This window comes from Nocardia sp. NPDC057663, assembly GCF_042799895.1.
Taxonomy (GTDB): Bacteria; Actinomycetota; Actinomycetes; order Mycobacteriales; family Mycobacteriaceae; genus Nocardia.
The window spans coordinates 43,498-54,911 of sequence record NZ_JBHVHX010000009.1 but is presented as its reverse complement, the minus strand read 5'-3'; the positions used below and the strand labels follow the sequence as shown (position 1 = coordinate 54,911).

Annotated in this window: 9 protein-coding genes; all 9 read left to right on the top strand. The window is 71.1% G+C overall.

Going from position 1 to position 11,414, the window contains the following annotated elements:
• Positions 1–19 precede the first annotated feature (19 nt).
• The 9 genes from ACFVAV_RS20385 to ACFVAV_RS20345 all read left to right on the top strand — a co-directional run bounded on the left by ACFVAV_RS20385 (position 20) and on the right by ACFVAV_RS20345 (position 11,390).
• Positions 20–1,519, top strand: coding sequence for a flavin-containing monooxygenase (locus tag ACFVAV_RS20385; protein WP_379036546.1), 1,500 nt, complete (start codon positions 20–22; stop codon positions 1,517–1,519).
• A gap of 181 nt (positions 1,520–1,700) precedes the next feature.
• Positions 1,701–2,972 carry a hypothetical protein gene (locus ACFVAV_RS20380; RefSeq protein WP_379036544.1) on the top strand — a complete coding sequence of 424 codons (1,272 nt, stop codon included), beginning with the start codon at positions 1,701–1,703 and terminating at the stop codon, positions 2,970–2,972.
• Positions 2,969–3,943 carry a glutamate ABC transporter substrate-binding protein gene (locus ACFVAV_RS20375; RefSeq protein ID WP_379036543.1) on the top strand — a complete coding sequence of 325 codons (975 nt, stop codon included), beginning with the start codon at positions 2,969–2,971 and terminating at the stop codon, positions 3,941–3,943. The genes ACFVAV_RS20380 and ACFVAV_RS20375 overlap by 4 nt, the downstream gene beginning before the upstream one ends.
• Positions 3,940–5,112: a hypothetical protein gene (locus ACFVAV_RS20370; protein WP_379036541.1), complete on the top strand. Its 1,173-nt coding sequence runs from the start codon at positions 3,940–3,942 to the stop codon at positions 5,110–5,112. The genes ACFVAV_RS20375 and ACFVAV_RS20370 overlap by 4 nt, the downstream gene beginning before the upstream one ends.
• Positions 5,109–7,502 carry a tetratricopeptide repeat protein gene (locus tag ACFVAV_RS20365; RefSeq protein WP_379036540.1) on the top strand — a complete coding sequence of 798 codons (2,394 nt, stop codon included), beginning with the start codon at positions 5,109–5,111 and terminating at the stop codon, positions 7,500–7,502. Before ACFVAV_RS20370 ends, ACFVAV_RS20365 begins: the two co-directional genes overlap by 4 nt.
• Positions 7,499–8,515 (top strand): PP2C family protein-serine/threonine phosphatase, encoded by a 1,017-nt coding sequence (locus ACFVAV_RS20360; RefSeq protein WP_379036539.1) that lies wholly within the window; start codon positions 7,499–7,501, stop codon positions 8,513–8,515. Before ACFVAV_RS20365 ends, ACFVAV_RS20360 begins: the two co-directional genes overlap by 4 nt.
• Entirely contained in the window at positions 8,512–9,801 is a 1,290-nt protein-coding gene (locus tag ACFVAV_RS20355; protein ID WP_379036538.1) for a VWA domain-containing protein, read from the top strand. The genes ACFVAV_RS20360 and ACFVAV_RS20355 overlap by 4 nt, the downstream gene beginning before the upstream one ends.
• Position 9,802: 1 nt before the next feature.
• The gene (locus tag ACFVAV_RS20350; protein ID WP_379036537.1) at positions 9,803–10,501 is read left to right on the top strand and encodes an FHA domain-containing protein; all 699 of its coding nucleotides are present in this window, start codon (positions 9,803–9,805) and stop codon (positions 10,499–10,501) included.
• A 34-nt stretch (positions 10,502–10,535) separates the two neighbouring features.
• Positions 10,536–11,390, top strand: coding sequence for an SDR family oxidoreductase (locus ACFVAV_RS20345; RefSeq protein WP_379036536.1), 855 nt, complete (start codon positions 10,536–10,538; stop codon positions 11,388–11,390).
• Positions 11,391–11,414: the final 24 nt, after the last annotated feature.

Genomic DNA, 11,414 nt, shown 5'->3' with positions numbered 1-11,414 from the left:
TACGAAACGAGTTTCCTCAATGACGCGGCATGTCGACGTACTGATCATCGGCGCTGGCCTGTCCGGAATCGGCACGGCTTGTCACCTCACCCGCGAGCAGACCGGACGCAGCTACGCGATCCTGGAGCGCCGCGAGAACATCGGTGGCACCTGGGACCTGTTCAAGTACCCCGGCATCCGGTCCGACTCGGACATGCTCACCTTCGGCTTCGGGTTCCGTCCCTGGATCGGCACCAAGGTGCTCGCCGACGGCGCCAGCATCCGTCAGTACGTGGAGGACACCGCCAAGGAATACGGCGTCACCGACCACATCACCTTCGGCCGCAAGGTCGTCACCGCCGACTTCGACCGCGCCTCGGCCCTGTGGACCGTGACCGCCGTGATCGAGGCGACCGGCGAGACCGAGACCTGGACCGCGAACTTCCTGGTCGGCGCCAGCGGCTACTACAACTACGACGAGGGCTACCAGCCCACCTTCCCCGGTCAGGACGACTTCCAGGGCCGGATCGTGCACCCGCAGCACTGGCCCGAGGATCTGGACTACCAGGGCAAGAAGGTCGTCGTCATCGGCTCCGGCGCCACCGCGATCACGCTGATCCCGTCGATGGCCGACGACGCCGCGCACGTCACCATGCTGCAGCGCTCGCCCACCTGGATCCAGGCGCTGCCCTCCGAGGACCCGGTCGCGGTCGGTTTCAAGAAGTCCCGCGTACCCGACCAGATCGCCTACAAGATCGGCCGTGCCCGCAACATCGCCCTGCAGCGCGCCAGTTTCCAGCTCTCGCGCACCAACCCGGAGCTGGCCAAGAAGCTGATGCTGGCCCAGGTGCGCCTGCAGGTCGGCAAGAACGTGGACCTGAGTCACTTCACCCCGAGCTACAACCCGTGGGACCAGCGCCTGTGCGTGGTGCCCAACGGCGATCTGTTCAAGGTGCTCAAGAGCGGCAAGGCCGACATCGTCACCGACCGCATCGCGAAGTTCACGGAGCGGGGCATCCTGACCGAGTCGGGCCGGGAGCTCGAGGCCGACATCATCGTCACCGCCACCGGCCTGAACGTGCAGATGCTCGGCGGCATCACCATGAGCATCGACGACAAGCCGCTGAAGTTCAACGAGACCGTCGCCTACAAGAGCGTCCTGTACTCCGACATCCCGAACTTCCTGATGATCATCGGCTACACCAACGCGTCCTGGACGCTGAAGGCCGACCTCGCCGCCGCCTACCTGTGCCGCGTCCTGAACATCATGCGCGACCGTGGCTACACCACCTTCGAGGTGCACGCCAACCCTGAGGACATCGCCGACGAGTCGCTGATGGGCGGCGCGCTCACCTCGGGCTACATCCAGCGCGGCAACGACGCGATGCCGCGTCAGGGTGCCCGTGGCGCCTGGAAGCTGGTCAACAACTACTACCGCGACCGCACGCTGATGCACAAGGCGCCGATCGAGGACGGCGTCCTGCGGTTCAGCAAGGTCGGCACGGCCGTCAAGCCGGGCGAGAAGGTCGCCGGCGCCTGATCTGGTCCGCTACGTCGAACCTGACGGGGTCCGTCACACCACGGTGTGACGGACCCCGTTTCGTCTCTCCGGTGGCCCGATCCGCTTGTGCGGAGCCGATTTCGGTCGCCCGGGCGCATTGTCGGCGCCTCCCGTACTATCGCGATCGAAGACACCGCCCGGGGAGATGAAGGAGGACGGTGTGGGATCTCGCCTACCGGCGACCATCCGTGACGCGGGGATGTGGCTGCGGCGTTTCGCCGCGACGACACCGGGTGTGCTCGGTGTGGTGCTCGTGGTGATCACGGTGGCCTGCGTGCTCGCCGGACTGACTGCGGGGCAACAGCTCGACGCGAAGGCCGGGCGGACCGAACAGGTGCTGGACCGAACCGAGCCGCTGGCGTTCGCCGCGCAAAGTCTGTACGTCTCGCTGTCGGCGGCCGATGCCGGTGCGGCGACGGCGTTCCTGTCCGGTGGCATCGAATCACCGCAGGTACGGGATACCTACGAGCAGTCGCTCGCCGAAGCCGCTGCGGCACTGGCGGAAGCGACCGCGGGCGCGACCGACGCGCAGACCAGGGCGATCGTCGCCCGGATCGCCGCCGACCTGCCGACCTACACCGGTCTGGTGGAGACCGCGCGCGCCAACAACCGGCAGGGCTTCCCTGTCGGCTCCGCCTATCTGCGGCAGGCCTCGGACCTGATGCAGACCTCGTTGCTGCCCAACGCCGAACAGCTCAACAAGGCCCGCTTCGCCGCGGTGCGGGAAGACCAGCACCGCATCGGCGCACTTCCGTGGACCACGATCGTGCTCCTGCTGCTCGTCCTGGCCGCCTGTGCCGTCGGTTCGGTGGTGCTGCTGCGCCGCACCAACCGGCTGGTGAATGCCGGTGTCGCCCTCGCCGCGGCGGCCGCGCTGCTGGCGGTGCTGTGGTCGGTGGGCGCCACGCTGACGGCCGCGCACCTGCTGGACACCGGCGACTCGGGTGCCGGTGCGCGCGTGGAGAACCTGGCCGGCGCCCGCATCCTGGCCCAGCAGGCCCGCACCGACGAAACGCTGGCTCTGATCACGCGCGGCGACATCACCGCGCCCGAAGCGGCCTTCCACACCCACACCACCGGCCTGGAACAGCGTCTCACCGCTGCGGGCGCGGCGGATTCCGAAGCGGGCCGCGCACTGACGAATTGGACCGCTGGCCACAACGCCCAGCGCACCGCCTACGAGAAGGCCGACTACACCGGCGCCGTCACCCAGGCGATCGGCACCGGCCCCGACAGCTCGGCCACCAGCTTCGCCCGCCTCGACCACGAACTGCGCGCCGCCCTCGCCCAGGCACGCACGGACCTGCGCGACGGCGTCGACGCCGCCGGAACCACCTTCACTCTCAGCCCCTTCGGCACCCTGATCCTCCTGCTGGCCGCCGCGGGTGCCGTGATCACCGGCCTGTGGCCACGGATCAAGGAGTTCCTATGAGCACCCGGCGTCCTCTGCTGGCGGCGGCGCTGGCCGCGGCGGTCGTGTCGGTCGCCGGTTGCGGTGGCGCACCGGAGCCGTCGACGATTCCGGCCACCGCCGTCGCGCCGCCGCTGCCCGGTGCGGAGGCCATCACCTCGGCGCCGGCCGCGGAAGGCACCGGTGGCTGCGATACCGAGGCCACCTTGGCGCCCGCGGGCAGGCCGCTGCCCGGCGCGATGCCTGCCGGGTCGTCGATGGCCGCGATCGTCGCGAACGGCAGGCTGCGGGTCGGCGTCGATCAGAACACCTACATGTTCGGCTTCCGCAATCCGTCCACCGGACGGCTCGAGGGCTTCGACATCGACCTGGCGCGGGAGATCGCGCGCGATCTCTTCGGTGATCCCGACAAGATCGAACTGCGCTCCGTCGCCGCCGCCGACCGGATCCCGCTGCTGCAGGAGAAGAAGGTCGACATGATCGTGCGCACCTTCTCGGCAACCTGCGAACGACGACGCGACGTCGACTTCTCCAGCGTCTATTACCGTGCGGCGCAACGCATCGCGGCCCCGAAGGGTGCGGGGATCACGAACGCCGCCGGCCTGGCGGGCAAGCGAGTGTGTGTCACCAAGGGCACCACGGCGGCCGCGCCGCTGTTCTCGCTGCCGACGCCGCCCAGTGTGCTGGGCGTGACCAACTGGACCGACTGCCTGGTCGCCCTGCAGCAGGGCACGGTCGACGCGATCAGCGGTGACGAGCCGATCCTCGCGGGACTGGTCGCCCAGGATCGCAATCTGGAGCTGGTCGGCGACCAGATCGGCACCGGCGCCTACGCGGTCGGCGTGCCGAAGGGCAGCGACGACCTGGTCCGGTTCGTCAACGGCGTGCTCGATCGCGCCCGCACCGACGGCACCTGGCAGCGGATCTACCAGCAGCATCTGGCGGTACTCGGCCCGTCGCCGGGCCCGCCGGTGCCCCGGTACGTGGGATGACCTGGCCGCTGCTCGGCATCGTCGAGATCGATCGTGAACTGACAGCGCGCACCGCGGAATTGGCGACAGTGACGACGACGCTGCTGGAACTGGACCGCCACCCGGGTCTGGCCCTGGTCCGCCGGTATCCGCCTGCGGGGGAGACCGCGCGCCGCTGGGCGTCGGTGGAGAAGGCGCTCGGCGAACTCTGGGATGACCTGGGCCGGGTGCGCGCCATCGTGTCCGAGGCCGAGAAGGTCCGCGGCGGGCGCGGCCGGGTCGACGATCGCGCCCGCGCGCGCCTCACCGAACTGCTGCGCGGCCGCACGCACGAGATCGCCCGCATCCCGATTCCGTTGGCGCAGCGTGGACTCACCGGTCCCGCCGAAACGATCGTGACCGTCGGCATCGCGGACTTGCTGGAGCGGATGCGCGCCGCGTTCGCCTTCGTCGCGCCGTTCGCCGAGGAGGTCGAGGCGGTCGACCGGCGGGTCATCGGCGCGCTCGCCCCGCTCCAGCATCGCGTCGAGCAGGCCCACGGCGCGCTGGCCGCGGCCGCCGAACCGCTGGCGACGCTGCTGCGCCGGGCGGGAACAGACCCGCTCGGTTTCGCGCCAGGCGAGGTCACCGCCGCGCTCACCGCGCTCACCGCACTGATCGAGACCGAATCGGCCCGGCATGCCGAACATCTCGCGGTCGCGGCCGATCTGCCCGGCGCGGTCGAGACGCTGCGCCGTCAACTGACCGGACTCGACGAGCTGCAGCGCCGTGCCGACGACACCGTCGCGCAGGCCGAGCACACAGTCGCCACGGGCGAACTGCCCGGCGGCGGCGAACCCGCGGCGCGACTGCGCGCCGAGCTCGACACGCTCGGCCCGCAACCCACCCGCCCGACGGTGGAGTACCTGCTGGCCTTGCGCGCACGCACCACCCAGGCGAGCGAAACCGCGATGCGACGTGAGGAATTGGCGCGCGGCCTGCTGGACCGGCGGGCCGAACTCCGCGGCAGGCTCACCGCCTACCGCGCCAAGGCGGCACGTCTGGGCGTCAGCGAGGACCGTGACGTGCTCGCCGCCGACCGCATCGCCGCGGGACTGCTCAGCCGGACACCATGCGATCTGGCCGCTGTCACCCGGGCGGTCGCGGACTATCGTTCGATCATCGGGGAGAAAGCGGGGCGGACAGCATGACATGTAGTGAACCGGGGTGCGGCGGCGCCGTCGAGGACGGCTACTGCGCCGTCTGCGGCACCGCCCCCGTGGCGAGCGCGCCACCGCCGAGCCCGGCGCCCGCGGCCAACGGCGGCCGGTCCTCGCGCACCACCGCACAGCCGCGCAACGGCACCCCTGCACCGGCACCCGGCGTGTGCGCCGAACCCGGTTGCGGCGGAACGATCGCCGACGGCTACTGCGAAACCTGCGGCACCGCCCCGACCGCCACCGCCGTGTACAGCCCGTCCGCGCCGACAGTGAGCGCCACCGGCCGCACGTCGAGCCGCTCGGTGCGCACCCACCGCTCCGGTTCGGCCCGCTCGGCCGCGCGCGGCAGGCTCGGCGCGGGCCTGGTCGAGGTGCCGCCGGTGCCGCGCGTTGACCCCGCTACGGCAGTGCTGACCGACCCCCAGGTTCCCGAATCCGATCGCTTCTGCGGCAAGTGCGACAAGCCGGTCGGCCGCAGCCACGACGGCGTGCCCGGCCGCACCTCCGGGTTCTGCCCGCACTGCGGCACCCGCTACTCGTTCGTGCCCCGGCTGCGCGCAGGCGATCTGGTGGGCGGGCAGTACGAGGTGGCAGGCGCGCTCGCGCACGGCGGTCTCGGCTGGATCTACCTGGCCGTCGATCACCGGGTCAACAAGCGCTGGGTGGTGCTCAAGGGCCTCATCGACACCGGCGACAGCGACGCGCTGGTGGCGGCACTGGCCGAGCGGCGGTTCCTGGCCGAGGTCGACCACCCGAACATCGTCAAGATCCACAACTTCACCGAACACGCCGACACCGACGGCGAGCCGGTCGGCTACATCGTCATGGCCTACGTCGGTGGCACCTCGCTCAAGCAGATCCTGCGCAAGCACCGCGCCGAGACCGACAGCTACCTGCCGCCCGCCCAGGCCATCGCCTACGTGCTCGAAATGCTGCCCGCGCTGGGCTATCTGCACACCCGCGGCTGGGCGTACTGCGATTTCAAGCCGGACAACGTGATGCAGACCGAGGAACGGCTCGAGCTGATCGACCTCGGCGCCGTCATCTCGATGGACGATCGCACCAGCCCGATCTACGGCACCCTGGGCTATCAGGCGCCCGAGATCGCCGAGACCGGCCCCACCGTGGCCACCGAGGTCTACACCGCGGGCCGCACCCTGGCCGTGCTGATGATGCGAGTGGCCTCGGCCGACGGCAAGCTCGGCCCGCTGCCGACCCCCGACACCGAACCGCTGCTGGCCCAGCATGATTCGCTGCACCGGTTCCTGCTGCGGGCCACCGACGACGAGCCGCTGGCCCGCTTCGGCTCGATGTCGGAGATGGCCGACCAGCTCACCGGCGTGCTGCGGGAGGTGCTGGCCACCGGCGACGGCATCCCGCGTCCCGGCATGTCGAGCTCGTTCGGCCCGGCCCGCGCGGTCTTCGGCATCGACAGCACCACCCCGGAACCCGTCGCGCTCATCACCGGCCTGCCCGCCCCGCTGGTCGATCCGGGCGACAGCGGCGCCGCATTGCTGGCCACGACCGACGCGGCGACCCCCGCGGAACTGGAGGCGGCGCTGACCGCCGGTCTGCGCGCGGTGGTCACCGGATCCGGTGAATCGGTGGAGATTCCGCTGCGCCTGGTCCGCGCCGAGCTGGAGGCAGGCGAACCGGAGGCAGCCCTTGCCCGCCTGGACACACTGGCCGAGGAGTTGGAGTACGACTGGCGCCGGGTCTGGTACCGCGCCCAAGCGGCCTTGCTGACCGGCGACCACGCCACCGCCGCAGCCGATTTCGAGGCCGTCTATGCCGCACTGCCCGGCGAGCCCGCCCCCAAACTCGCGTTGGCGGCCGCGCTGGAACTCGGCGCCGAGGGCGACGAGGCCGATCTGCACCGCGCGCTCGCGCTCTACGAACTCGTGTGGCGCACCGACCACACCTATCTCTCCGCCGCTTTCGGCGCCGCCCGTCTGCGCCGTGCCGCGGACGACCGGACCGGCGCGGTGACGGTGCTCGACCAGGTGGACCGCACCTCGTCGATGTTCACCGAGGCCAGGGTCTCCGCCGTCGAAACCCTGCTGGCGCGCCGAGACCCGGCCGACCTGGACGAGAGACTGCTGCGCGCGGCGGGTGAGCGGGTCGAACGGCTGAGCCTGGACTCGCGCGCCCGGACCGCCCAGGTGCGCATGCATGTGCTGGAGGCGGCGCTGAACTGGATCCGGTCGGGGCAGCGACCGAGCGCGGCAGGCAAGCTGTTGGACGTGGAATTCACCGAGCAGGGAGTGCGGACGGGGTTGGAACGATGCTTGCGGACATTGGCGCGGGAAGCCGACGACATGTGGACCCGATTCGTGCTGGTGGATCAGGCGAACGCGGTGCGGCCGAGGACCACGCTGTGAGCGCGCCCGGGTGCCCGGACTGCGCGGGCTCGGCCAGGGCGGGTCACCGCTTCTGCGAGGGGTGCGGTCGTGAACTCGGCGTGCGCAAAGTCGCGCTGCCGATCCATGATCCGGCCACGATGCCGCAGTGCTCGACCTGTGGGGAACGACGCTACGAGGGCGGCCGCTGCGTGCAGTGCGGCAGCCCGAAACCGGTTCCCGACCGATTCGAGGACGATCTCGGCACGGTGTACATCCTCACCGACCGCGGAATCAGTCACTCCCGCAACGAGGACGCCGTCGCCGCGGCCGTCCGGGACGGCGACGGCACGCGCGTCATCGTGGTCAGCGACGGCGTCTCCACCTCCCAGGACCCGCAGGCCGCCTCCGGCACCGCGGCTCGGGCCGGAGTCGACGCGGCACTGGCCGCGCTCGCCGACGGCCGGTCCACGCAGGACAGCGCGATGGCCGGCCTGGCGACCGCGACCGCGGCCGTGCGCGGGATGTCACGCTCGAGCGAATACGCACCCTCGTGCACCTATGTGTCGGCGATCGTGCGCGAGACCCCCGAGGGCACCGAGATCACCGTCGCCAATGTCGGTGACAGCCGCGCCTTCTGGCTCGCGGCCGGCGTCCCCACCGCCTCGCGCAGGCTCAGCGTCGACGACTCGTGGGCCCAGGCGCTCGTCGACGCGGGCGCCCTCGACGAGGAAGCCGCCATGCACGACCCCCGCGCGCACACCCTGCTGCGCTGGCTCGGCGCCGACGGCGGGGAAGCGCCGTGGTCGGCACACTGCTTGCAGCGCATGGTCGCCACCGAACCGGGAACCCTGCTGCTGTGCAGCGACGGACTCTGGAACTACCTGCCCGACGCCGTCGCCCTCGCCGGCTTCACCGTCGAGACCTCACCGCAGGCCGCGGCCCGCGCGCTCGCCGACTTCGCCTTGAACAGCGGCGGCAGCGACAACATCACGGTCGCGCTGGCCCCGGTGCCCGCGCCCGGCGCCGTATCGCACGATCCAGGAGTGTCATGAGTTCTGCAGGGACCGCAGGTATTTCGATCGCCGTCGACCAGAACGAGTTCCTCGCCGAAGGGGCGAGCGTGGTGGACGCGGTACTCACGGTGACCACCGGCCCCGAGCTCGCCGTCGTCGCGACCCCGCCACCGCGGCTGGAGATCCTGATCATCGACTGCTCGGGCTCGATGGGCAACAAGCGCAAGTTCGAGAACGCGCGCAACGCCACCCGCACCGCGCTCGACGAGATCCCCGACGGCACCGCGTTCGCGATCATCGAGGGCACCGAGCAGGCCCGGATGATCTACCCCACCAAGGGCATGTCGGCCCCCGCCGACCGCGGCAACCGCAGCGCGGCGCGCCGGGCACTGGACCGGCTGCGTCCCGACGGCGGCACCGCCATGGGTTCCTGGCTCGCGCTGGCCCGCCAGGTCGCCGCCGCGCACCCCGGCGCGCAGGCCCACGCCATCCTGCTCACCGACGGCAAGAACGAGCACGAGTCACCGGAGCAGCTGACCACCGAACTCGACCGTGCCGAAGGCCTTTTCGTCTGCGACTGCCGCGGTGTCGGCGACGACTGGATGGCCGCCGACCTGCACAAGATCTCCTCGAAGCTGTCCGGCGACGCCGACATGGTGGCCGATCCCCAGGATCTGGCCGCCGACTTCGCCGAGATGATGCGCTCCTCGGTCGCCCGCGTCATCCCCGAGCTGACCTTGAAGGTGTGGACCCCGGCTGGCGCGCGGGTCCGGATGGTCAAGCAGGTCGCGCCGGTACTGGAAGACCTCACCGCCCGCCGCGCCGACACCGGCCCGCAGGTGGGGGAGTACCCGCTCTCGTCCTGGGCGGCCGAGGAACGCGAATACCACGTGCAGATCGAACTGGAACCGGCCGCGCCCGGCCGCGAGAAGCTGGCCGCCCGGCTCAGCGTGCTGGCCGGCGACGACGTGCTCGGCCAGGGTCTCGTGCGCGCGGTGTGGACCACCGACACCACACTGTCCACCCGGATCAGCACCCGCGTCGCCCACTACACCGGGCAGGTCGAACTGGCCCAGGCCGTGCAGGAGGGTCTGGCGGCCCGCCGCAGCGGCGATCTGACCACCGCCACCGCCAAGCTGCGGCGCGCGGTGGAACTGGCTGCCGCGTCCGGCCACGAATCCACCGCCAAGCTGCTGCGCGGCGTGGTGGAGGTCGACGACCGCGACGGCACGGTCAAGCTGCGCGGCGAGGTCGCCGCCGCCGACGAACTCGCACTCGACATCCGCTCGACCAAGACGGCGCGGGTTCGCCCGGAGGGTGCCTGACATGCCGGTCTGCGCGGACGGACATCTGTCGCAGTCGATCGACTACTGCGATGTGTGCGGGTCGGCCCTGGACGGTGCCCCCGTGCCGGATCCGGCCGGACTGCGGCTGTGCCCGTCCTGTGCCACACCGACCAGCGGACGGTTCTGCGAGGTCTGCGGCCACGACTCGGCCCTGCCCGCGGCCCCGTCGGCAGCGCGATCCGGTCCTGCGCCCGTCGAGCACCGCAGGGTGGACCCGACCGTTCTCCGAACCCCCGGCCCGGACGAAGTCCCGTCGACCGACGGCGCGGCACCGGTCTGGGTCGCGCGCGTCTTCGCCGACCGCGACTTCTACGTCCGGGTCCAGGCGCGCAAGGGTCCCGATGCCGAGCGGGTCGGTTTCCCCGACTTCTATCCGGAGCGCCGGATCATGTTGCACGGCAACCAGTTCCTGATCGGGAAGCGGTCGGCGTCGCAGGGCATCGTGCCCGAGATCGACCTCGGGATCGCGCCGGTCGACATCGGGGTGTCGCGCGCGCATGCGATGATCCAGGTGGATCCGGGCGGCGGGCTCACCATCACCGACCTCGGTTCCACCAACGGGACCAGCCTGGACGGCGCCGACGCGTCGATCGCACCCCAGGTCGCGGTCGCGCTGCGCGACGGCAGCCGGATCCATGTCGGCGGCTGGACCACCATCGCGATCGGCACCGGGCCATAGACGAATCTGTTCACGAAACCGTAGGGTCGGGACCATGACGAAGTTCGACGGGAAGACCTGCCTGATCACGGGCGCCGCCAGCGGCCTCGGTCGCGCCACCGCGTTCGCGGCTGCCGCCAAGGGCGCAGCCCTCGTGCTCACCGACATCACCGCGGACGCGCTCGACGAGACTGCCGCCGAACTGCGCGCCACCGGCGCGACGGTGCATCTCGCCCACGCCGCCGACGTCAGCGACCATTCCGCCGTCGTCGGCCTGGCCGCGCACACCTTCGAAGCGGTGCGCCACGTCGACATCGTCATGAACGTCGCCGGCATCGCCACCTGGGGCACCGTCGACAAGCTCACCCACCAGCAGTGGCGCCGCACCATCGACATCAACCTGATGGGCCCGATCCACGTCATCGAGGAGTTCGTCCCGCCGATGATCGCGGCCAAGCGCGGCGGCCATCTGGTGAACGTGTCCTCCGCGGCGGGCCTGTTCGGTCTCCCGTGGCACGCCCCCTACAGCGCCACCAAATTCGGCCTGCGTGGCGTCTCGGAGGTCCTGCGCTTCGACCTGCGCCGCCACAAGATCGGCGTCAGCCTGGTCTGCCCCGGCGCGATGGCGACCCCGATGGTCGACAGCCTCGACATCGCCGGCGTCGACCGCGACAGCGCCGCCCTGCAGAAGGCGATGGGCCTGTTCCTGCGCCACGCCGTCACCCCCGAGCAGGCCGCCGCCGCTGTCGTCAAGGGCGTCGAGGGCAACCGCTACTGGGTCTACACCTCCCGCGACATCCACCTCGCCCACTGGGGCCAGCGCTATTTCCCCTTCGGCTACACCCTGGCCATGCGCGGCCTCAACTCGGCGATGACCAACTACGCCACCAAGAACGAAATGGTCCGCTGACGGGCCGAGACCGCGCTGAGCGGC

What these genes read in the sequence shown, in the direction of transcription:
- ACFVAV_RS20385 (WP_379036546.1), top strand. Translation starts at nt 20, where the DNA reads ATGACGCGGCATGTCGACGTACTGATCATCGGCGCTGGCCTGTCCGGA.
- ACFVAV_RS20375 (WP_379036543.1), top strand. Translation starts at nt 2,969, where the DNA reads ATGAGCACCCGGCGTCCTCTGCTGGCGGCGGCGCTGGCCGCGGCGGTC.
- ACFVAV_RS20370 (WP_379036541.1), top strand. Translation starts at nt 3,940, where the DNA reads ATGACCTGGCCGCTGCTCGGCATCGTCGAGATCGATCGTGAACTGACA.
- ACFVAV_RS20365 (WP_379036540.1), top strand. Translation starts at nt 5,109, where the DNA reads ATGACATGTAGTGAACCGGGGTGCGGCGGCGCCGTCGAGGACGGCTAC.
- ACFVAV_RS20355 (WP_379036538.1), top strand. Translation starts at nt 8,512, where the DNA reads ATGAGTTCTGCAGGGACCGCAGGTATTTCGATCGCCGTCGACCAGAAC.
- ACFVAV_RS20350 (WP_379036537.1), top strand. Translation starts at nt 9,803, where the DNA reads ATGCCGGTCTGCGCGGACGGACATCTGTCGCAGTCGATCGACTACTGC.
- ACFVAV_RS20345 (WP_379036536.1), top strand. Translation starts at nt 10,536, where the DNA reads ATGACGAAGTTCGACGGGAAGACCTGCCTGATCACGGGCGCCGCCAGC.